We start from the raw sequence: 23,043 nt of genomic DNA on the forward strand, positions 1-23,043 counted from the left end.
CGAGATGCAGCTGGGGATGATCGGTCTGGGCCGCATGGGCGCCAACATCGTTCGGCGCGTGGCCAAGGGCGGACACGAGTGCGTGGTGTACGACCACGAACCCGACGCGGTCAAGGCGATGGCCGGCGAGGACAACACGACGGGGGTGTCGTCGCTGCAGGAGCTCGCCGAGAAACTCACCGCCCCCCGCGTGGTCTGGGTGATGGTGCCGGCCGGGACGATCACGACCGGGGTGATCGATGAGCTGGCCAAGACGCTGGACTCCGGGGACATCGTGATCGACGGTGGCAACTCCTACTACCGCGACGATATCAGGCACGCAAAGACGTTGTCCGAGAATGGCATTCATTTACTCGACTGCGGTACCAGCGGCGGCGTGTGGGGCCGCGAACGCGGCTACTGCCTGATGATCGGCGGGGACACCGACGCGTTCGAGCACGCCGAGCCGATCTTCGCCACCGTCGCGCCCGGCGTGGACGCGGCGCCGCGCACGCCCGGCCGCGACGGCGAGGTCGCGCAATCGGAGCAGGGGTATCTGCATTGCGGACAGTCCGGGGCGGGGCACTTCGTCAAGATGGTGCACAACGGGATCGAGTACGGGATGATGGCCTCGCTCGCCGAGGGGCTGAACATCCTGCGCAACGCCGACATCGGCAAGCACGTGGAGGCGGGGGACGCCGAGACCGCGCCGCTGTCGAACCCCGAGTTCTACCAGTACGACTTCGACATCCCCGACGTCGCCGAGGTGTGGCGACGCGGCAGCGTCATCGGCTCGTGGCTGCTGGACCTGACCGCGAGCGCGTTGCGGGAATCGCCTGAGCTGAAAGAGTTTTCGGGGCGGGTCTCCGATTCCGGGGAGGGCCGGTGGACCTCGATCGCCGCGATCGACGAGGGGGTGCCCTCGCCGGTGCTGACGACGGCGCTGCAGTCCCGCTTCGCCTCCCGCGATCTCGACGACTTCGCCAACAAGGCGCTGTCGGCGATGCGCAAACAGTTCGGCGGGCACGCGGAGAAGCCGGCCAACTGAGCGCCGGCGCTGTTTCGCGGATCCTCAATGCTCGCGGGGCACCGTTGCCGAGCATTCAGTGTGAAGCCTGGGCTTCGATGGTGAACTCGGGGCTTCGGCAGTGAATCGCGGGCGGAAAAATTGCCGGATCGGCGCCCTGGGCTCACGGTCAAAGCCCTGGATTCACAGTCAAATCCGCCAGGCCAGGCCGTGACGGCGCGGGCAGCCCGCGGGTACGGGTTGGGCTGTCAGCGTTTGACGAACGCGACCACGACGTCGCTGAAGGCGTCGTTGTCGTCGCCGGCGGCGGTGTGCCCCGCGTTGGCCAGCTCCACGAACTCGGCGTTGGGCACCGTCGCCAGGAAATGCTTGACGCCCTCGGGGCTGACGACGTCGGACAGCTTTCCGCGGATCAACAGCACCGGGATCGTCAGGCTCCTGGCCGCCTGCTCGAACTTCTCGGTGCGCAACTCGGGGTCGTCGCCGGGCTTGGTCATGAACGCGGGGTCCCAGTGCCAGTACCAGCGCCCGTCGCGCAGGCGCAGGTTCTTCTTCAGCCCCTCGGGGCTGCGCGGCTTCTTCCGGTACGGGAGGTAGGCGGCCACCGCCTCGGCGGCCTCGTCCAGCGAGTCGAATCCCTCGAGCCCGCTGATCATGAAGTCGCGGATGCGGGCGCTGCCGCCCTTCTCGAACCGGGGCACCACGTCGACGAGGACCAGCCGGGTCACCTTCGCCGGCCCGGCCCGGTGGGCGGCGAGGATGCCGGTCAGACCGCCCATGCTCGCCCCGATGATCATCACCGGCCGGCCGATCGCCTCGATGACGCGCAGGACGTCGGCGGTCAGCGTCTCGACGGCGTAGTCGGCCCCGGGAGCGCGATCGCTGTCGCCGTGCCCGCGGCTGTCCAGGGCGACGACGTGCAGGCCCTCGTCGGCCAGGATCTGGCCGGTGCTCTTCCAGGAGAACCGGTTCTGGCCGCCGCCGTGCAACATCAGGACCGACGGGCGACCGGTCGCGTTGGCGCCGCGGTTCCATTCGTCGGCGACAAGGGTGATCCCCTTGTGGCCGGAGAATTCGACCGTCTCGGGATCGCTGCTCACGACGCTCACGCGTCCTGACGTTACCTAGCGCGGTTAAGCACTTTTGCGCGGGTCGACGACCTGGCGCCGGCGCGGTGCGCGGCGATGCACCAGGATCCGGCCGCCGTCCTTCGGCAGGGAGCCGAGCCCGCCGCCCTTGATCTTCTCGGGGGGCGCCGTGGTGGTTTCGATGGTCAAGTGGCGCAACACCGTTCGCAGCACCACGTTCATCTCCATCTTGGCGAACGCCGCCCCCGCGCATCGCCGGGTCCCGCCGCCGAACGGAATCCACGCAAAGGGCGACGGCTTGCCGTCGATGTAGCGGTGCGGGTCGAAGCGATCGGGATCGGGAAACGCGTCGGGGTCGGCGTGGCACCGGGAAATGCTGACGACGACGGAGTGGCCCTCGGGGATGACCCAGTCGCCGAGCTCGAACGCCTTCGCCCGCACCCGGCGGCCGGAGAAGTCGATCACCGACCTGGTGCGCTGGACCTCGTAGATCGCGGCGTGACGCAGTTCGTTCTCGTCGGTGTCGGCCTCGTCGACCAGCGCCGAGAGGACCTGCGGGTGGCGGCTGAGTCGTTCGAACACCCAGGCCAGCGTGGTCGCGGTGGTTTCGTGCCCGGCGACCAGCAGGGTGAGCAGGTCGTCGCGGATGTCCTCGCGCGACATGGCCGAGCCGTCGTCGTACGCGCAGCGCAGCATCAGCGACAGGATGTCGGTCCGGTCCCCCGCGTCCCGCGTCGCGTCGGCCCGATCGATGATCCTGTCGATGACGGCGTCGTAGCGGCCCCGCCATTCCGCCAGCCGGCCCCACGGGGTGTAGCGACCGTAGGTCCGGGCCGGGATCGGCAGCGTCGACAGCAGCGAACCCCATCTGGCCCACGGGGGAATGATCCGGCGCAGCTCCTCGAAGTCGTCGCCTTCGGCCCCGAACACCGTGCGCAAGATGACGTTGAGGGTGATGCGTTTCATCGGCGCCAGCGTGGCGAACCCCTTGCCCTCGGGCCAGTCGCGGATTTCGCGGAGCGTCTCCTCCTCGACGATCTGCTCGTAGTTCTTCATGTTGTTGGCGTGAAAAGGCTGCGCCAGTAGCTTGCGCCGCTCCCGATGTTCGGCGCCGTCGAGCCCGAACACCGAGCCCGCGCCCAAAAGCCGGCTCAGGTTGGGCTGTATCGCGCCGAGATCGTGTATTCCGCCGGTGTAGACCTGTTTGGCCAATTTCGGGTCGGCCACCACCACCAGCCGGCCGAACACCGGGACATCGAGCCGGAAGGCGCCGCCGTACCGGCGCGCGAGCCGCACGGTGGTCCACCGCCGCGCCGCCAGAAAGGCGAGGCCCTGCACCGCCTTGGGAATGACTCGGGGAGGTGCCGGCGGCAAATTCACCGCCGTTCCGGGAGAGGCTCGCACCTCTGCGGGTCTACCCAGCGCCATGCGCGCGAAACGGGGCCTACTCGATCACGCCGGTGAGCTCGAACTCGGCCAGGGTGCGCGCCACCACCTCGCGTAATCCGCGCTTGGAGTTGCTTCCGCCAGGCCGGTAGGCGCCGACGGTGATGCACATCTTGCCGCCGATCCGCAGACACCACAGGGCGAGTTCGCCGTGTGCCTGCTCGAGTTCATGGCGCTTGACGCCCTGGATTCCCCCGCGCCCGAACGCATATTCGGGGTCGGTGCCATCGACGCGGAGCGCCATGGCAGGGATGTCGCCCATGCTGGAGTTCGCGACCGGCAGGTCGTCGAACGCGAACGCGGCCTCGGACACCCGCCTCAGCACCCTTTTGGGGGTGAATGTCACCAGCGGGGCCAGGGGAAGCATCGGCGACGCCTGCCGCGGGGCGTCGCGGAACGTTTCGAGCGTCCGTTTGACGGCCGCCCGGATGTCGGACAAATCTGTGGTCGCCCGCGTCGGGTCGACGGCGACGCTGACATACGACAGCGTGTTCGCGCGGGTGTCGTGCGCGCCGCGGTCGCTGAGCGGGATCTGCAGGACGACTGCCCCGTCAGTTGCGCGCCGGCGCCCCAGTCTCTCACCGAGTTTCGCCGCAAACCCGGCGACCAGGTGATGGCTGGATCCGCCGAGCGCTGTCGCTCGCGCGTCCCAGTCGTCCGTGTCGACGTGGACCGCGACGGCCGGCACCACAACCCGTTCGCGGCCGTGGGCGGCCCGGGCCGCGCGTGATCGCGACGGCTTCGTTGCGGGCCCGTCCGGCGCGGGATGACGCGCCATTTTTGCCGCCGCGGCGATCGCCCGCGCCGCCTCGGGAAGATCCCGAACGGTTTGGCGCGCGTCCTGCGCCAGCGCGCGCAGCCGGGTGCGTGACGACGGCGGTGGATAGCCGAGGTCCCGGGTGTGGCCGCCGGCCGCCTCGGCTACGGCCAGGCCTACCCCGAGGCCGTCGATCAGGCAGTGCGACGCCACCAGGGTGACCGCGGTCGACCCGTCGGTCAACCGGAGGACCCCCAGGTGCCAACCCGGCCCCCGCTCGGGGTCGACGCGCAGTTGGGCGCGGTCGTCCAGCCAGTCGCTGAGTTCGGCACGCGGGCGGGCGGTCTCGGCGATGTCGATGTCGGCCGGCCATCGGTCCCGGACCCAGCGATCGCGGGCGAACGCCAGCGGCGAACGCTCGATGCGCCGTCCCAACAAGCCGTAACCGAGGTTGTGGTGGAAGCGCCTCAGTCCGTCGATGTCGACGGGATGCTGGTAAACCCACACGCATTGCACGATCGCGTTGCGGTCGAGGGCCCGCAGCGTGCGGAACATGGCTTGGTCCATGAACGACAGCTGGTTGTCGGGTCGCGCGTCGGTTGCGTCGCGTCGCGAGAACAACGTTTGGGGACGCGTTTGGAGATGCACTGGTCCGCCTCCGATCGTTGCGGGTGGAGTGCCGGGCACCGGTTGCGCCGCAGTTTGGTTACCGCGGGTGGCCTCTGCGCGCCAAGTGTACGGACAATCCGTGCGGGCCTCCGCCGGGCGATTAACGGTCGACGGCTTGGGTATCAGGGGAAGATGTGGCTGACCCGGGCAGTGGTCACCCGGCGATCGCCTGCGGGGCAACCCCGGACTCGCCGGCTAATTGACGGTTCCGAAAAGCTGGCTCCGTCAACGTCATTCGCGGCCTTCGGGCGCCGTGGCCCAACCGCGGCCAAGCCCGTGCAGCAAACGTCCAACAGGAGGGCGGGACCAGATGACGTCTAGTGAAAGGGCTCCTGTGCCAACGACGTTCGCCCCCTGGATCAAGCGCATGCCGGCGCCCACCCGAGAGCCGTACCGCGGCGGCATCGTGGTGTTCCCGCACGCCGGGGCCGCCGCAGCCAGCTACCGGAAGTTGGCCCGAAAACTCGCCGCCGGTGGCGAGACCTTCGTGGTCGAGTACCCGCAGCGGGCCGAGCGCCTGGACGACCCCGCCCCGGAGACCGTGCACGAACTGGCCATCGGGTTGTTCGAGGCGGGGCCGTGGCGCAGGGCCGCGCCGCTGCGGCTGTTCGGACACAGCATGGGCGCGGTGGTCGCCTTCGAATTCGCCCGCATCGCCGAGCAGCGGGGGATTGCGGTGCGAAAGTTGTGGGTGTCGGCGGGACCCGTGCCCTCCAGCGTCGCCAGCCTTGCCGACCTGCCGACCAGCGACGAGGAACTGCTCGCCGACCTCGCCGATCTGGGCGGCACCGATCCCCGCCTGCTGGCCGACGAGGAGTTCGCCGAACTGCTGGTCAACGCGGCGCGGTGCGACTACGAGGCGCTCAACCGCTACGACTGCAGCGACGGCGTGCGCATCCGTGCCGATATCCACGCCGTCGGCGGCCGGCAGGACCGGCGCATCGACGTCGGGTCGCTGCGCCGGTGGGCCAAGCACACCAGCGGGACGTTCGCCCTGTCGTTCTTCGACGGCGGACACTTCTACCTGGACAACCACATCAACACCGTCGGCAATCGAGTCATCACGGAAGTCTGATTCCGAGCTGCTCACCGGGGGGCTTGACGCCGCCGTAAATTGGCGGTGCACGTCGCCGGTGACGTGCGCCAAACACGCTTCGGCGGAACGACTTAACGCTTGAGCCCGGGTGGGGCGGACACCGCGACGCAAACCTGAGAATTCCCTGCTGCCGCGTTTGTGCCCGGCCGGCACGGGTAGACCGAGGAGAGCGCGCGGCAGGGCGACGTTTATCTCGTCCCGCCCAGCGCGATCCCATCGGCGTGTAAAGCGACTGCGCCGGTCAACCAAGAAAACAACATCTCCGGACCGATCGTGGGTGGCGCTTCGGGGGCAGTATCGGAGGAATCATCGTGATGACGCGGTGCGTTGTGCCGGCACACATTCCGTGCCGATGTCTGGGTCGGGGGGCGGGCGTCAGTCGAGTCGCCGCCGATGTCTGATCAGCTGCCCGTTGCGGTCTTCGATCATGACCCGGTCGTCGTTGTGGGCATGGCGCTCGAGGCGCCCGGAGGCGTCGACACCGCCGACGGCTACTGGGCGCTGCTGTCGCAGCACCGGGAAGGGCTCAGCCCTTTCCCGACCGACCGGGGGTGGCCGATCCGCGAACTGTTGACCGGCTCCTGCCGTGAGGGGTTCAAGCGGATCCACGACTCCGGCGGATTCCTGGCCGGCGCAACGACATTCGATCCCGCCTTTTTCGGCATCTCGACGCGCGAGGCGATCGCGATGGACCCGCAACAACGCGTCGCGCTGCGGGTGTCGTGGCACGCCCTGGAGAGCAGCGGCATCAACCCCGACGACCTGGCCGGACACGACGTTGGTTGCTACGTCGGCGCCTACGACACCGGCTACGGCCCGGAGATGGCCGAATTCTCCCGCCACAGCGGCCACTTGATGAGCGGGACCGCGCAAAGCGTCATCTCCGGGCGCATCGCCTACACGCTGGGGCTGGCCGGCCCGGCCATCACGGTGGACTCCTCGTGTTCGGCCGCGCTGGTGGCGTTTCACCTGGCGGTGCAAGCGATTCGGACCGGCGACTGCGATATGGCGCTGGCCGGCGGGGTTTGCGTGATGGGCTCGCCCGGATTCTTCGTCGAGTTCTCGAAACAGCACGCCCTTTCCGACGACGGCCGCTGCCGCCCGTACAGCGCGCAGGCCAGCGGCACGACGTGGGCCGAGGGTGCGGCGATGTTCGTGCTGCAACGAAAGTCGGCCGCGCTGCGCAACGGCCGGCGGATCGTCGCCGAAGTCCGCGCCAGCACCCTCAACCAGGACGGGCGCAGCGCCGGGCTCACCGCCCCCAGCGGTGCGGCGCAGAGCCGCCTGTTCCGGCGGGCCATGACGCAGGCCGGGCTGCGGCCCGAACAGGTGGGAATGATCGAGGGGCACGGCACGGCCACGACCCTGGGTGATCGCACCGAATTGCGTTCGCTGGCGGAAACCTACGGGGACACGGAGCCGGGCCAGGGCGCGCTGCTGGGTTCGGTGAAGTCCAACTTCGGCCATGCGCAGTCGGCCGCCGGCGGGCTCGGGCTGGCCAAGGTCGTGTTGTCCGCCGAGCACGGTGCCGTCCCGCCGACCCTGCACGCCGTCGAGGCCAGCCCGGAAATCGACTGGGACAGCCAGGGTTTGCGGCTGGCCCGGGAGCTGACAACGTGGCCCGCCGTGGACGGCCAGCGCATCGGCGCCGTTTCCGCGTTCGGGATGAGCGGCACCAACGCCCATGTCATCGTTTCGGTGACGGAGGCCGCATGATGCCGGCCCACCGACTGCCCGATGACCGCGTCCCGGTGCTGCTCAGCGCGCACGAGAAGGACCTCATCGCCGACGACGCGGCCGCCGTCCTGGACTACCTGGAGCGCCTCGGCGGGGCAGAAGACCCGACCGCCTCGGTGGCTTTCACGCTGATGGGCACGCGGCGCATCCGTCGCCACCGCGCGGTGGTGCGGGCGGCCGATCGCGGCGAACTCGCGGCGGGGCTGCGCGCGCTGGCCGGCGGCGAAAACCACCCGCTCGTGGCCCGGTCCTCGGGAAGTTCCGGCCCGCGAACGGCTTTCGTATTTCCGGGCCAGGGCAATCAGTGGCCGTCAATGGGCGCAGAAACCTACCGGCGGCTGCCGGCGTACCGGACCGAAGCCGACCGGTGCGCGGAAACGTTCGTGGCCGCCGGTTTGCCGTCACCGCTGACGTACCTGTTGTCCGACACCGCTCGGGATTGGTCGCAGATAGACATCCAGGGCGCGCAGTTCACGCACGCCGCGAGCCTGGCGCAACTATGGCGGTGCTGCGGGGTGCTGCCCGACATCACCCTGGGCCACAGCCTGGGTGAGGTCGCCGCCGCCTACGTGGCCGGGGCGATCGCGCTGCCCGACGCGGTCGCCGTCGTCGCCGCCCGCGCCGCCGTCGTCGAACGGCTCCCGGGCCGGTACGGGATGGCGGTTCTCGGCGTGGGCGCCGACCACGCGGAGCGAATGATCGCCGAGACGCCGGGCTGGCTGGAGCTCTCGGTGGTCAATTCGCCGTCGTCGAGCGTGGTGTCCGGAGATCGTGACGCCGTCGCCGGCATCGTGCGGCTGGCCGAGAAGGACGGCGTCTTCGTCCGCGAGCTCGATGTCGACTACCCGGGCCACACGAGCAAGCTGGATTCGCTGCGCGGCACGCTGGGCGACCTGCTGCCCGCGGCGGCGTTTCGCGACGCCCCGGTCGAGTTCGTCAGCTCGGCGCGCGGCGGTGTCGTCGGCGCCGACACCGATTTCACCGACTACTGGTACCAGAACCTGCGCAATATGGTCCGTTTCGACAAGGCCGCGGAGACGGCCGTGCAGCGCGGCGTCGGCACGTTCGTCGAAATGTCCGCGCACCCCGCGTTGCTTCACGCGCTCGACGAGCTGGCCCCGGAAGCGGTGATCGTGGGTTCCGGCCACCGTGACGAATCCGCCGTCGACCAACTCTGCGCCAGCATCGTCACCGCCGCGCTCGCCAACCCGGGTTACCGGTGGCGCGATTTGGTCAACGTCGGCAACCGGCAACTGCTGCGGGCGTTTCCCACGGCGCCCATGCGCGCGGTGCACCTGTGGGCGACACCGGAGCCACTACCGCCGGCGCCCGGCTCCGTGGTGACGGTGCTCTACGAGCAGTGGGAGCCGCGCCCGGAAACCCCGCCCGCCGACGGCGACCGCCAACCGTGCGGTGTCGCGGTCGTGGCGCCGGAGCCGGACGACGCGATGGCGCGCCGGCTGATTGACGCCGTTGCGGCGGACCGCAGGTGCGAGGTCACCGACCCCGACGAGGCGGAGGTCGCCGTCCTCGTCGCGCCGGTCGCGGAGGAGACCACCGCGTTTGAAGCCGCCGACGAATTCCGTTGCAAGTCAAGGTCGGTCGACTATCGCCGGGCCATCGGCCCGCGCTGCCGGCGGGTCTGGCTGGTTACCCGGGGCGGTGAACACATGGATTGCGACCCGTCGCCCGCATCGCCGGCGCAGGCGGCGCTGGCCGCGGCGCACCGCAGCGCCGGCTTCGAATTCCCGGACTGCACATTCGCCCACCTCGACCTGCCGGCCGGCGGCCTCGGCGCCGCCAGTGCCCACGGATGCGTCGACGTGCTGCTGGGCGATCACACCGAGGTCGCGTTGCGGGATTCGGGCCCCACCGGTTTCGTCCGGACGTTGCGCGAGTGCGGCGCCGAGGCCGCGCCCGCACGCCTCCTGGACACAACGACCCTCGACAACGTGGTGATCACCGGCGGCAACGGGACCATCGGGCTGAGATACGCCCGGCACTGCGTCGAACAGGGCGCCCGGCGGGTGATCCTGTTGAGTCGCAAGGGTATCGCGCGAGAGCAACTCGACCGGCTGAGCGCCGGATATCACGCGGAGGTGCACGCGCCGGCGTGCGACATCACCGACGTCGCGGCGCTGACCGCGGTGGCCGGCGAGTACGCGGACGGCGGCGCATCACTGTTGATCCACGCCGCCGGTGCCGCCAGGTTCGCGCCCCACGACCAACTCGGCGAGGCAGATCTGGCAGAGGTGTTCGCGGCCAAGGTCACCGGGCTGGCGCGGATGACGGAGCTCTGGCCGCTGCGTCAGGACGTGCGCATCCTGTTGTGTTCGTCGGTGTCCGGGGTCTGGGGCGGCTACGGTCACGCTGCCTACGCGGCGTCCAACCGCATGCTCGACGTGTGCGCCGCCGAGCTGCGGGCCAGGGGGCTGGACTGCATGGCGGTGCGGTGGGGATTGTGGCGGGGCACCGCCATCGCCGAGGCAGACGAGATCGCGCGCATCGAGCGATCCGGTCTGGTCGCGATGGATCCCGACGCGGCGGTCATCGCCAGCCTGTGCCACCACGGTGGCGATCCGCTGATCCTCGCCGCCGACTTCGACCGGCTGCGAACTTTCTTCGAAAGCCAGGGCGCTGCAGCGCCGTTCGCGATGGAGAGCGCCGAACGAGCGGTCGAGACGGCGGCCGACGGCGAGAGCCCAGAGGGCGCATCGGTCGACGAGGTGGTGCGCGCCGCGCTCGCCGCGACCCTGAGCCTGGACGGCCCGGAGTCCGTCGATCTCAGCGCTCGGCTGGTTGACCTCGGCGTCGACTCGCTGCTGGGCGTCGACCTGCGCGATCGGCTGCGGCGGGGGATCGGCCGATCGGTATCGCTGGGCCGGCTGCTCGGCGGCATGACCGGCACCGAACTGGTCGAGTGCCTGCGCGCTGACGCACCGGACGCACGGCCCGAGAGATCAGAAAGGTTGGAATCCTCGCGTGACTGATACCACCGAGCAAGCCTCGCGCCCCCAGCTCAACCTCTGCGCGTCCTATCGGCTCACCGGTGCCGTCGACGTCGAGCGGTTGCACCGCGCCGTGGACGCGGTGGCGATCCGGCACCCCGTGCTGCGCACCACGTATCACGCCCAGGACGGTGCCGACCCGGATCCGGTGATCCACGACGACCTGCGGCCCGGCTGGGCCGAACACGACCTGTCCGGGCTGGCCGAGCAGGCCCGCCAGCTGCGGGTGGAAGTGCTCGCGCAGCGCGAGTCTCGCTGCCCGTTCGACCTGGCGGCGGATTCGCCGTTGCGGGTCACCGCGGTGCGCCTCGGCGCCGACGAGCTGATGCTGCTGATCACCGTCCACCAGGGTGCCTGGGACGAGCGATCATGGGCGCCGTTCTTCGCCGACCTCACCCGCGCCTACACCGACCCCGGCGCCGACGGCGCGCCGCTTGCGCCGCCATCGGCCGTCGAACCCCGCGACGACGACCTGGCCTACTGGCGCACCGTGCTGGCCGAGCTCCCCGAGCCACTGGAACTGCCCGGCCCCAAAGGTTCGGCCACACCCCACTCGTGGCGCTGCCTGCGCGCATCGACGTGCCTGTCCGCCAAGGCTTTCGACGATGCCGCCGCCCTGGCGCGCGACACCGGTGCGAGCCCGTACGCGGTGCTGCTGGCCGCGTTCTCGGCCCTGATCCACCGCTACACCCATAGCACCGACTTCCTGATCGCGGCGCCGGCGCCGAGCTGCGAGACCGTCACCGCGACGGCGATCGGCCGCTGCGCCAACACCGCCGTGATACGCAGCCGGCCGCGGCCGCGGCAGACATTCCGCGAGCTGGTCGCGCAGCTGCACGACGGCACCGCGGAAGCCTTCGCGCACCAGCGGGTGGACTTCGACCGGGTGGCGCGCGAGGCCGATCCCGATCACGAGCCCGAGCGACTGACCCGTCTCGGCTTCAACCTGCGCGAAGCCGACGGGGGGTTCTGCCCACCCGGGGTGGGGTGTGAACGCGGGCAGCTGGACAACCAATTCGGCGACCTGCCGCTGAGTTTCACGGTGACGCCGGCCCCCGCCGGAGCGCTGGTGGAAGCGGACTACCTGATCGAGGTGCTCGACGCCGCGTTGGTGTGTCAGCTGCTCGAGCACTACGCGGTCCTGCTGGACGCGGCGCTGGCCGACCCCGACACCGAGTTGGCACGGCTGCCGCTGCTGAGCGAAGCCGACGCGGAATGGTTGCGCCGCGCCTCGGCCGGCGAGCAGTTTTCGACGCCGGCAACCACGTTGCCCGCTTTGATCACCGAGCGCGCGACGCGGGCGCCGGAGGCCGTCGCCGTCGTCTACGAGGGCCGCCAATACAGCTACCGCCAGCTCAACGAGGACGCGAACCGGTTGGCGCACTGGCTGATCGAGCAGGGCATCGGGACCGAGGACCGGGTGGCGGTGCTGCTCGACAAGTCGCCCGAGTTGGTGATCACGGCCCTGGGCCTGCTCAAGGCCGGTGCGGTCTACGTGCCGGTCGACCCGACCTACCCCGAGGACCGGCTGAGCTTCATCCTCGAGGACGTCGACGCGAAACTCGTGCTGCGCGAGCCGGTCACCGGGCTGTCGCGGTATTCGGCGGAGAACCCGTCCGACGACGAGCTGGTGCGGCCGCTGCGCCCGAACAACACCGCCTACCTGATCTACACCTCCGGGTCGACGGGGCTGCCCAAGGGCGTGGCGGTACCGCACGCGCCGGTCGCGGAGTACTTCGTCTGGTTCGGCGACGAATACCAGGTCGACGAGACCGACCGGCTGCTGCAGGTCGCCTCGCCCGGCTTCGACGCGTCCATCGCCGAGATCTTCGGGCTGCTGATTTGCGGTGGGCGCCTGGTCATCCCGCGTCCCGACGGGCTGCGCGACATCGGGTACCTGACCGACCTGCTGCAGCGCGAAGGCATCACCTCGATGCACTTCGTGCCCTCGCTGCTCGGGTTGTTCCTGTCGCTGCCGCAAGTGAACCGGTGGCGCACCCTGCGCCGGGTCCCCGTCGGCGGCGAGGCGCTGCCCGGCGAGATCGCCGACAAGTTCCACGCCACCTTCGACGCGGCGCTGTACAACTTCTACGGGCCGACCGAAACCGTCATCAACTGCACGAGCTATCCCGTGGAGGGCACCCAAGGCGCACGCGTCGTGCCGATCGGCCGGCCCAAGATCAACACCCAGGTCTATCTCCTCGACGACACGCTGCAGCCCGTGCCGATCGGTGTCGTCGGCGAGATCTACATCGGTGGAACGCATGTCGCGCACTACTACCACCGCCGCCCGGCGATGACCGCGGAGCGATTCGTCGCCGACCCGTTCACGCCCGGTGGCCGGCTGTACCGGTCGGGGGACCTGGCGCGCCGGGACGCCGACGGCGACATCGCATTCGTCGGCCGCGCCGACGAACAGGTGAAAATCCGCGGCTTTCGCATCGAGCTCGGCGAGATCGCGGCGGCGATCTCGGTCGACCCCAGCGTCGGCCAGGCGATCGTCATCGCCGCGGACCTGCCCCAGCTGGGGAAGAGCCTGATCGGCTACGTCACGCCCGCGGAAGGCAAAGCCGTTGACGTCGAGCGCATTCGCGAGCGGGTGTCCGCCGCGCTGCCCGACTACATGACGCCGGCCGCCTACGTCGTGCTCGACGAGATCCCGATCACCACGCACGGCAAGATCGACCGCGACGCGCTGCCGCAACCCGAAATCGCGGTGGCCACCGAGTACCGCGAGCCGAGCACCCCCACCGAGCGCCGCATCGCCGGCATGTTCTCCTTGCTGCTCGGCCGCGAGCGGGTGGGCCTCGACGACTCGTTCTTCGATTTGGGCGGTCACTCCCTGCTGGCCACCAAGCTGGTCGCGGCCATCCGGTCGCGCTGCGAGGCGGAGGTCGGCATCCGCGACATCTTCGAGTTGGCGACCGTCGGGCGCCTGGCCGAACGAATCGACCAGTTGCGTTCCGGACAAGTGGCGGTGCCGCCGCGGCCGCCGCTGGTCAGGACGTCCCGCGACGAGCCCTTGCCGCTGTCCGCCTCCCAACTGCGGACGTGGTTCGCCTACCAGGTCGACGGACCCAGCGACGCCAACAACATCCCGTTCGCCGCCCGGCTGAGCGGCCCCTGCGACGTCGACGCGCTGGCGGCCGCCGTCGGCGACGTGGTGGCGCGCCACGAAATCCTGCGCACCACGTACGCGGAAAAGGACGGCGTCCCATACCAAGTCGTCAACCCGGCCGCCGACGTCGCGGTGCGGCGGGCGAGCGGCGAATCGGAGCAATGGCTGCAGGAGCAGCTCGACGCCGAGCGCCGGCACTGCTTCCGGCTGGACCGCGAGTGGCCGATCCGGGTGGCGGTGTTGCACACCGGTGACGCGCAGGTGGTGTCGCTGGTGGTGCACCACATCGCCATCGATCATTGGTCCGGCGGCGTGTTGTTCACCGACCTGCTGACCGCCTACCGGGCGCGCCATTCGGGCGAAAAGCCCGCCTGGACACCGCTTCCCGTGCAATACGCCGACTACGCGGCGTGGCAGGGCGCGTTGCTGAACGGCGACGGGCCCACCGTCGCGGAAACCCAGCGCGACTATTGGGTGCGCCGGCTCGACGGCATACCGGAGGACACCGGGCTGCGGCCCGACCTGCCGCGGCCGCCCGTGCCCGGCGGCGCCGGCGACGCGGTCGAATTCGGCATCGGCCCCCAGACCCGCGCCGCGCTCGTCGCGCTCAGCCGCGAGCTGGGCCTGACCGAGTTCATGCTGCTGCAGGCCGCGGTCGCGGTGCTGCTGCACAAGGCCGGTGGCGGCGTCGACATCCCGGTGGGCACCCCGATCGCCGCGCGCGGCGAACCCGAACTCGACCAACTGATCGGCTTTTTCATCAACATCCTGGTGCTGCGCAACGACCTGGGCGGTAACCCGACCCTGCGCGAGGTGCTGCGGCGGACCAGGGAGACCGCCCTGGGCGCCTACGCCCACCAGGACCTGCCGTTCGATCAGGTGGTGGACGCGGTCAACCCGGTGCGCTCGCTGTCGCGCAACCCGCTGTTCCAGGTCGTCGTGCACGTGCGCGATCAGCTGCCGACCGACCGGGTGATCGATTCCGGCCCGGGCGGGGACACCGTGTTCACCGCGCTGGAGCCGCCGTTCGACATGGCGCACGCCGACCTGAGCGTCAACTTCTTCACCACCGACGCACCGGAGGCCGCCGACAACGATGACAGCGGCTATCGTGGCAAGATCCTGTTCCGCACCGAGCTCTACCGCCGGGACACCATCGAGCGACTCGCCGGATGGCTGACGCAGGTCATCGAGGCGTTCGCCACCGACGTCGATCAGAACCTGCGCGACGTGCAACTGCTCGACGACGAGGAGCGCCACCGCATCCTGACCCAGTGGAGCCGCGGCGCTCCGCCGCCGCCCGAGCGCCCGCTCACCATCGCCGACCTGCTCGAGCCGAGCCGGCAATGGGGTTCGGATCGCGTCGCGGTGCGCTGCGCCGACGAGGAGATCGATTACGCTGGGCTGCACCGCCGTTCGGACAATCTGGCCCAGGTACTCGGTGACCGGGGGGTGGGACCGGGATCGCTCGTGGGCCTGTCGGCGCGCCGCGGCATCGACATGGTGGTGGCCCTGGTCGCCATCATGAAGGCCGGGGCGGGCTTCTTCCCGCTCGATCCCGCCTACCCGCCGGCGCGCAAGCGGCTCATGCTCGACGACGTCGACCCGCGTGTCGTCATCGTGACGGCCGACGCCGCCACCACCATGCCCGAACATCCCGGCACGACACTGATTTCCCTCGACGACCCGGCCGTGCGGACCGCGATGGACGCGGCGCGGCCCGCTCGCCCCTCGGTCAGGGCGCATCCCGACGACCCGATGTACCTGGTGTTCACGTCGGGTTCGACCGGCAAGCCGAAGGGGGTGCTGGGCACCCACCGCGCGATGACCACGCGGCTCAACTGGCAGCTGCGGCACTACCCGGTGGGGCGCGACGGGACCGAGGACGTGCGCCTGGCGCAGGCCTCCTGGACGTTCCTCGAGGGCTGCATGGAGACGCTGGGCGGGCTGGCCGCCGGCGCCACCACCATCCTGGCCGACGACGGCGAGCACCGCGACCCCGAAGCCCTGGCGTCGCTGACGCAACGCCATGCGGTGGCACAGGTGACCGCGGTGCCCAGCCTGGTCTCGACGATCGTCGACTCGTGGCCCGAGTCGCTGAAGTCGTTGACGCGGTTGGTGTGTGGCGCCGAGCCGATGACGGTGTCGCTGCAGGAGCGACTCCTCGCCGGATGCGGCGGCGGCCCGGCGGGACCCGAGCTGCTGAACAACTTCGGCGCCACCGAGACGTCCGGCGCGCTGGTCCGCGGGCCCCTGACCCCGCCGGTCCCGATCCTGGGCACGCCGATGCCCGGCTCGCAGGTCTACGTGCTCGACGACGCGCTCAAGCCGGTGCCGGTCGGCGTCGTCGGCGAGTTGTACTACGCCGGTGGGCAATTGGTCCGCGGCTACTGGAAGCGGCCGGGCCTGACGGCGTCGCGCTTCGTGCCCAACCCGTACGCGACCGAACCCGGCGCGCGGTTCTACCGCAGCGGCGACCGGGCCCGCTGGACCGAGGACGGCCGACTGGAGTTCGTCGGCCGCGTCGACCACCAGGTGAAGGTGCGGGGCTTTCGCGTCGAACTCGGCGAGGTCGAGGCCGCGCTGCAGTCGGCCGACGGCGTGGCCGTCGCGGCGGCGCGCACCTGGGCCGTCGACGGCAGTACCACGCTGGCCGGCTATGTCGTTCCGGACGAGCAGTGCGCCGACGACGCGGCGAAGTCGGCGTTCGCGATGGCGGTGCGCGCCGAAATCACCACGCTGTTACCGGGATACATGGTGCCGTCGTCGATCACCGTCCTCGACGAGATGCCCGCGACGGAGTCGGGCAAGCTGAACCGGCCCGGGCTGCCCCGGCCGGCGGTGAGCACCACCGGTCACAGCGAGCCACCGCAGACCGCCACCGAGCGCGCGCTGGCGAGCGTGTTCGTCGAGCTGCTCCCGATCACCGAGATCGGGCGCTGCGACGACTTCTTCGCGCTCGGCGGCGACAGCATCCTGTCGGTGCAGCTGGCGGCGCGCGCCCGGGACGCGGGCCTGCCGGTCAGCCCGCGGCTGGTGTTCGAGAACCCCACCGTGCAGCTGCTGGCCGCCGCGCTGGATCGCAAAGACTCCGACGCGGAGGCGCCGGCCGACGGCGCCGCCGACACCCGGCACGTCCCGATGAGCACGTCGGGGTTGTCGGACGACGACCTGCTGGCGGTGACCCAATCGTGGGCCGGCTCGCACCCGCCGGACGGAGATCGGCCGTGACCGCGACCGAGACCCGCATGCCCGCCGGCATCGAGGACGTGATGGCGCTCAGCCCCCTGCAGGAGGGGCTGTACTCGCTGACCATGCTGTCCGGGGAGGCCCCCGAGGACCCCTACGTCGTCGGGATCGTCGCCGACATCGCCGGCGAGCTCGACGTCGAACTGCTGAAAGGTTGTGCCGCGGCGATGTTGGCGCGCCACCCTAACCTGAGGGCCAGCTTCGTCAGCCGCGACATCCCGCGCCCCGTGCAGATCGTGCCGTCGCGGGTGGACCTGCCGTGGCGACAGGTCACCGCGCGGCCCGAGGAGCTCGAGGCCCTCGAGGCCGCGGAGCGCCGCCGGCCGTTCGACCTGGAACACACCCCGGCGATCCGCTTCCTGCTCGTCGAATTGCCCTCCGCCCGCCGGCGGTTGGTGATCACCGCGCACCACATCGTGATCGACGGCTGGTCGTTGCCGGTGTTCGCCGCCGAGATGATCGCCCTTTACGGGGCGGGCGGTGACGCGGGGGCGCTGCCCGCGGCGCCGCGGCCCTACCGCGATTACATCGGCTGGCTGGCGGGACGCGATCACGCCGCGAGCGAACGGGTTTGGCGCGAACACCTCGACGGGCTGCCGGGCCCCACGCTGTTGTCGGCGGCGATGGCGTCCCGCATCCCGGAGGCGGGCCTGCCGCGGCGCACCGAGTTGCGGCGCGACCGGCAGGCCACCGCCCGCCTGACCGACGGCGCACGCGCCCACGGGATCACCGTCAACACGCTGATGCAGATGGCGTGGGCGCTGGTGCTGTCCCGGTCGACCGACCGCGCTGACGTCGTCTTCGGCGTCACCGTCTCGGGCCGCCCGCCGGAGCTCGACGGGGTCGAAACCATGATCGGCCTGTTCATCAACACCGTGCCGCTGCGGGTTCGGCTCGAGCCCGACGACACCGTCGGCGCGCAATGCCTTGGCCTGCAACGCAATGCCGCGATACTGCGGGAACACGGCTACCTCAGCCATGCCCGGCTGCGGTCGCTCGGCGGCGTCGGCGAACTGTTCGACACCCTGCTGGTGTACGAGAACTTCCCCACGGGCGGACTCGCGGACGGCGGCGAATTGACCGCCGGCGGTGCGACATTCCGGCCCGCCGGCCTGGAAAGCGTGTCACATTTCCCGGTCGCCCTGGCGGCCCACCTCGACGACGGCGAACTCGTGCTGCTGGTGGAGCTTATCGACGGTGCGCTGGGCACCACGAGCGGCTCGCTGGTGGGGCACCGGATGCTGACCACGGCCGAGCGGCTGCTGGAGGCATGGGACCGGCCGCTGCGGGAGGTGAGCGTGCTGCTCGGCGACGAGCCGGTGCCGGTGCGCCCCGTCGAAACACCCGCGACCGCAACGGGTCTGCATGCCCGCTTCGCCGCGATCGCCGAGGTCACCCCCGAAGCCGTCGCGGTGAGCTGGGCGGACGGCGCCCTGAGCTACCACGCGCTGGATGCCGCCGCCAACCGGCTGGCCGCGGCGCTCGCCGCGCGCGGCGCCGACACCGAAACCCCGATAGCGATAAGGCTTCCCCGCGGGCCGCAGTACGTCGTCGCGCTGCTGGCGGTGCTCAAGGCCGGTGCGCTGTGCGTGCCGCTGGAGCCCGGGACCCCGCCCGAGCGGGTGGAATCCATCCTGCGCCAAAGCGGCGCGGCGATCGTCGTCGACGACGACCTGATGGCCGCCGCCGGCGACGCACCGACCGACTTCCGGCCCGCCGAGGCGCGCCCCGGGCAGGGGGCGTATGTGGTCTTCACCTCCGGGACGACGGGGGAGCCCAAGGGCGTCATCGGAACTCACGCCGCGCTCGGCGCCTACGCCGACGACCACATCGACACGGTGCTGCGGCCGGCGGCCGAGCGGCTGGGTCGCCGGCTGCGCATCGCGCACGCGTGGTCGTTCGCGTTCGACGCCGCCTGGCAACCGCTGATCGCGCTGCTCGACGGGCACACCGTGCACGTCGTCGACCAGGACACCCAGCGCGACGCCGAGGCGCTCGTGGCCGCGATCGCAGAACACCGCATCGACATGATCGACACCACCCCAACGATGTTCGCCCAGCTGAAGGCGTTCGGCCTGCTGGCGGAGGTGCCGCTGGCGGTGCTGGCGCTGGGCGGGGAGGCCGTCAACGCGCCCACCTGGGCGGCCATCCGTGAAGAGTGCGCGCGCACGTCAATGGCGGCCTACAACTGCTACGGGCCGACCGAGACCACCGTCGAGGCGGTGGTCGCCGTCCTCGCCGAGCGCGACGAGCCGTCGATCGGCACACCCACCCGGGGGATGCGCGCCTACGTGCTGGACTCGGCGCTGCGGCCGGTGCCGCACGGCGCGGCGGGCGAGCTCTACCTGGCCGGCGCGCAGCTGGCCCGCGGCTACCTCGGCCGGTTCGCCGAAACCGCAACGCGATTCGTGGCCGACCCGTTCGCGGCCGGCGGGCGAATGTACCGGACCGGCGACGTGGTGCGGCGCCACCCGGACGGCTCGCTGCCCTACCTGGGACGCGCCGACGCACAGGTCAAGATCCGCGGCTTCCGCGTCGAGCCCGACGAGATCGCCGCGGCGCTGCAGTCGCATCCGGGTGTGCACCAGGCCCGCGTCCTGGTGGACGGCGGCAGCGGCTCCCCGCGGCTGACCGCCTACGCGGCCGGCGCCGACGGCGCTGCGCCCGCGGCGGCCGAGCTGCGCGGCGCGCTCCGCCGGCGGCTGCCGCACTACATGGTCCCGCAGCGCATCGTCGTGGTGGACGACATCCCGCTGACCCCCAACGGCAAGCTGGACGAGGCCGCGCTGGCCCGGCTCGACCCCGCCGCCGACGCCGGGCCCGAACCCGAGACCGCGACCGAAAGCGCGCTCGCCGAACTGCTTTCGGAAATCCTGGACAGCCCCCGGGTCGACGTGACCGCCGATTTCCTCCAGCTGGGACTGGACAGCATCGTGGCCCTCACCGTGGTGCGGGCGGCACGGCGGCGCGGCATCGCGCTGCGGGCCCGGCTCATCCTCGAATGCGGCAGCATCCGCGAACTGGCCGCCGCCATCGACGGTGAAGCGGCCGACGTCGGGCCCGCCGGGGAGGACGCCGGCGGGCCGATTCCGTTGCTGCCCAACGCACATTGGCTCTACGAGTACGGCGAGCCGCGCCGGCTGGCGCAGACCGAGGCCATCCGGCTGCCCGCCGGCGTCGACGGCGATCAGCTGCGCACCGCGCTGGCCGGCATCGTCGAGGGCCACGAGACGCTGCGCTCGCGGCTGGACCGCGACACGATGACCCTGGTGCCCGGGCCGGTTCCCGATTTCCTGACCGAGGCGGAAGTGCCCGGCGACCTGCGGGCGGCGGTCGCCGACCACGCCGCCAGGTCGTTGGAGTCGCTCGACCCCGAGTGCGGGGCGCTGCTGGCGGCGGTGTGGCTGAAACCGCCGACCGGGCCGGGTGTGCTGGTGCTCACCGCGCACGTGCTGGCGATGGACCCGGCGTCGTGGCGGGTGGTGCTCGGGGAGCTGGACGCGGCCCTGGGCGCCTTGGCCGCCGGCGACGCACCGGCGCCGTCTCGCGAGCACACCAGCTGCCGGCGCTGGGCGACGGCGTTGCACAAGCGCGCCCAAAGCGCGGAAATCGCACGAAGCGAGCAGTTTTGGCGCACCCAGCTGGACGGCGACGACCCGGAGCTGGGCGCCCGGCGGGTCGATCCCGCCCATGACCGGGCCGGCCACCTCCTGGCGCTCGCGGCGATCACCGACGCCGATGTCACCGCCCGGCTGCTGAACTCCGGCATGCCGATGTTCGACCTGCTGATCGCCGCCGTGGCGCGCACGGTGACCCGCTGGCGGGAGCGCCGCGGTCAGCCGACGCCGCCGTCGCTGCTGGCCCTGGAGACCCACGGTCGGGCCGACGCGGTCGTCGAGGCCGCCGAGGACCAAACGGTAGACACCACCGACACCGTCGGCCTGCTGAGCGCGATCTACCCGCTGCGGCTGGATTCCGACGATCCCGCCGACATCGGGCGGCGAACGATTCCCGGCGAGGGCCTCGACTACGGCCTGCTGCGCTACCTGCGCGCCGGCACGGCGCTGGACGGTGTGGGCGGTCCGCAGCTGTTGTTGAACTACCTTGGCCGCCTGGATGGCCGCCTGGACCTCGAGGCGGAGCTGCGCTTGGACCGCGAGTTGCTGGCCGGGCTTCGGCCCGTGCCCGAGCCCGACCTCGCGGTGCGCCACGAGCTGACCATCCTCGCCATGGTGGTCGGCGCCGGCGACCGGCCGGTGCTCGCGACGCAGTGGCGCGCGCTGCCCGACATCCTGTCCGAGTCGGACATCGTTGCGCTGCAATCGATTTGGTACGACGTGCTGCGGGAGCTGATGACATGACCACGCTTGCGGTGCTGGGCGCCGGGGCCAAGGCGGTGGCCGTCGCGGCCAAGGCGGCGGTGTTGCGTGAAATGGGCCCCGATATCCACGACGTTCCCGACGTCCCCGACGTCATTGCCGTCGAACGCACCGGGGTGGCCGCCAACTGGCACGCCGGCGGTGGCTGGACCGACGGCTCGCAGCGGTTGGGCACCAGCCCCGAAAAGGACATCGGTTTCCCCTACCGTTCGTCGCTGGTGCCGCGCCGCAACGCCGAACTCGACGAACGGATGATGCGCTACAGCTGGCAGGCGTACCTGATCACCACCGGCCAGTTCCGCCAGTGGATCGATCGGGGCCGCCCGGCGCCCCGGCACCGCCGGTGGCACGAGTACCTGCGGTGGGTCTCCGAACAGGTCGACATGACCGTGGTCCACGGTGAGGTCGACCGCCTGTCCGTCGACGGCCGGCGCTGGGTGCTGCGCACCCGCGAGGGCACCGTGCACGCCGACGCCTTGATGATCACCGGCCCCGGCCAGGCCGAAAGGTCGCTGCTGCCAGGCAATCCGCGGGTGCTCTCGATCGCGCAGTTCTGGCATCGCGCCGCCCAGCACGAGCGGATCTGCGCCGAACGGGTCGCCATGGTCGGGGGCGGCGAGACCGCCGCCGCCATGCTGACCGAGCTGTTCGGTCACCGGGTCTCGACCATCACCGTCATCTCGCCGCAGGTCACGCTGTTCACCCGCGGCGAGAGCTTCTTCGAGAACGCGCTGTTCTCCGATCCCACCGACTGGACCGCGCTGACGCTCGACGAACGCCGCGACGCGATCGCGCGCACCGACCGCGGAGTGTTCTCGGCGAGCGTGCAGGACGCGCTGCTGGCCGACGACCGGATCCGCCACCTGCGCGGGCGGGTGGCCCACGCGGTGGGTCGCGACGGGCAGATCCGGCTGACGCTGAGTACCGATCGCGGCAGCGAAAACCTGGAAACCGTCCACGGTTTCGACCTGGTGATCGACGGGTCGGGCGCCGACCCGCTGTGGTTCACGTCGCTGTTCAGCCAGGACGCGCTGGACCTGCTCGAGCTCGGCCTCGGTGCCCCGCTCAGCTGCCCGCGCCTGCAGGAAGCGATCGGCCATGACCTGTCGGTCAACGACGTCACACCCAAGCTGTTCCTGCCCAACCTGGCCGGACTGAACCAGGGGCCGGGATTTCCCAATCTGAGCTGCCTGGGACTGCTGTCCGATCGGGTGCTGGGTGCCGAGCTGTCCGCCGCCGAGGGATCGACCGCGAAAAATACAGGGAGAAGCGATGAGCACCAACCCCTTTGATGACGAGACCGCCGCTTTCGTCGTGCTGGTCAACGACGAAGACCAGCACAGCCTGTGGCCCGCGTTCGCCGACCTGCCGGCGGGCTGGCGCCAGGTGTACGGGGAGGCCAGCCGCGCGGATTGCCTGCAATACGTCGAGGAGAACTGGACCGACATGCGGCCGCGCAGCCTTCGCGAGGCGATGGATTCGCGCTAGCG

The 23,043-nt window shown here is 70.9% G+C and carries 11 protein-coding genes; 8 read left to right on the top strand and 3 right to left on the bottom strand.

Features of this window, described 5'->3' with window-relative positions:
- The first annotated feature begins 4 nt into the window (after positions 1-4).
- Positions 5-1,027: a phosphogluconate dehydrogenase (NAD(+)-dependent, decarboxylating) gene (gene gnd, locus AC5Y43_RS19540; protein ID WP_499975115.1), complete on the top strand. Its 1,023-nt coding sequence runs from the start codon at positions 5-7 to the stop codon at positions 1,025-1,027.
- A 227-nt stretch (positions 1,028-1,254) separates the two neighbouring features.
- On the opposite strand, the gene AC5Y43_RS19545 is transcribed toward gnd, so the two are convergent.
- Genes AC5Y43_RS19545 through AC5Y43_RS19555 form a run of 3 tightly spaced genes read right to left on the bottom strand, consistent with a single transcriptional unit; the run spans position 1,255 to position 4,864 of the window.
- Positions 1,255-2,115: an alpha/beta fold hydrolase gene (locus AC5Y43_RS19545; RefSeq protein ID WP_499975117.1), complete on the bottom strand. Its 861-nt coding sequence runs from the start codon at positions 2,113-2,115 to the stop codon at positions 1,255-1,257.
- Positions 2,116-2,139: 24 nt separating this feature from the next.
- On the bottom strand, positions 2,140-3,522 hold the full coding sequence (locus AC5Y43_RS19550; RefSeq protein ID WP_499975119.1) for a cytochrome P450: 1,383 nt from the start codon (positions 3,520-3,522) through the stop codon (positions 2,140-2,142).
- 16 nt (positions 3,523-3,538) lie between these two features.
- Positions 3,539-4,864: a hypothetical protein gene (locus tag AC5Y43_RS19555; RefSeq protein WP_499975121.1), complete on the bottom strand. Its 1,326-nt coding sequence runs from the start codon at positions 4,862-4,864 to the stop codon at positions 3,539-3,541.
- 412 nt (positions 4,865-5,276) lie between these two features.
- On the opposite strand from AC5Y43_RS19555, the gene AC5Y43_RS19560 reads away from it, so the two are divergent.
- From AC5Y43_RS19560 to AC5Y43_RS19590, 7 genes are all read left to right on the top strand, one after another.
- The gene (locus AC5Y43_RS19560) at positions 5,277-6,041 is read left to right on the top strand and encodes a thioesterase II family protein (protein ID WP_499975124.1); all 765 of its coding nucleotides are present in this window, start codon (positions 5,277-5,279) and stop codon (positions 6,039-6,041) included.
- Between the two features lie 414 nt (positions 6,042-6,455).
- Entirely contained in the window at positions 6,456-7,778 is a 1,323-nt protein-coding gene (locus AC5Y43_RS19565; protein ID WP_499975126.1) for a beta-ketoacyl [acyl carrier protein] synthase domain-containing protein, read from the top strand.
- Entirely contained in the window at positions 7,778-10,789 is a 3,012-nt protein-coding gene (gene mbtD, locus AC5Y43_RS19570; protein ID WP_499975128.1) for a mycobactin polyketide synthase MbtD, read from the top strand. Before AC5Y43_RS19565 ends, mbtD begins: the two co-directional genes overlap by 1 nt.
- The gene (locus AC5Y43_RS19575) at positions 10,782-17,156 is read left to right on the top strand and encodes an amino acid adenylation domain-containing protein (protein ID WP_499975130.1); all 6,375 of its coding nucleotides are present in this window, start codon (positions 10,782-10,784) and stop codon (positions 17,154-17,156) included. The genes mbtD and AC5Y43_RS19575 overlap by 8 nt, the downstream gene beginning before the upstream one ends.
- Positions 17,153-21,535, top strand: coding sequence for an amino acid adenylation domain-containing protein (locus AC5Y43_RS19580; RefSeq protein ID WP_499975132.1), 4,383 nt, complete (start codon positions 17,153-17,155; stop codon positions 21,533-21,535). Before AC5Y43_RS19575 ends, AC5Y43_RS19580 begins: the two co-directional genes overlap by 4 nt.
- Entirely contained in the window at positions 21,532-22,845 is a 1,314-nt protein-coding gene (gene mbtG / locus AC5Y43_RS19585) for an NADPH-dependent L-lysine N(6)-monooxygenase MbtG (RefSeq protein ID WP_499975134.1), read from the top strand. Before AC5Y43_RS19580 ends, mbtG begins: the two co-directional genes overlap by 4 nt.
- A complete protein-coding gene (locus tag AC5Y43_RS19590) occupies positions 22,826-23,041 on the top strand; it encodes an MbtH family protein (RefSeq protein ID WP_499975135.1) in 216 nt (71 codons plus the stop codon). The genes mbtG and AC5Y43_RS19590 overlap by 20 nt, the downstream gene beginning before the upstream one ends.
- Positions 23,042-23,043: the final 2 nt, after the last annotated feature.

This window comes from Mycobacterium sp. NGS57, from assembly GCF_059812405.1.

What these genes read in the sequence shown, in the direction of transcription:
- gnd (WP_499975115.1), top strand. Translation starts at nt 5, where the DNA reads ATGCAGCTGGGGATGATCGGTCTGGGCCGCATGGGCGCCAACATCGTT.
- AC5Y43_RS19550 (WP_499975119.1), bottom strand. Translation starts at nt 3,522, where the DNA reads ATGGCGCTGGGTAGACCCGCAGAGGTGCGAGCCTCTCCCGGAACGGCG.
- AC5Y43_RS19555 (WP_499975121.1), bottom strand. Translation starts at nt 4,864, where the DNA reads ATGGACCAAGCCATGTTCCGCACGCTGCGGGCCCTCGACCGCAACGCG.
- AC5Y43_RS19560 (WP_499975124.1), top strand. Translation starts at nt 5,277, where the DNA reads ATGACGTCTAGTGAAAGGGCTCCTGTGCCAACGACGTTCGCCCCCTGG.
- AC5Y43_RS19565 (WP_499975126.1), top strand. Translation starts at nt 6,456, where the DNA reads ATGTCTGATCAGCTGCCCGTTGCGGTCTTCGATCATGACCCGGTCGTC.
- mbtD (WP_499975128.1), top strand. Translation starts at nt 7,778, where the DNA reads ATGCCGGCCCACCGACTGCCCGATGACCGCGTCCCGGTGCTGCTCAGC.
- mbtG (WP_499975134.1), top strand. Translation starts at nt 21,532, where the DNA reads ATGACCACGCTTGCGGTGCTGGGCGCCGGGGCCAAGGCGGTGGCCGTC.
- AC5Y43_RS19590 (WP_499975135.1), top strand. Translation starts at nt 22,826, where the DNA reads ATGAGCACCAACCCCTTTGATGACGAGACCGCCGCTTTCGTCGTGCTG.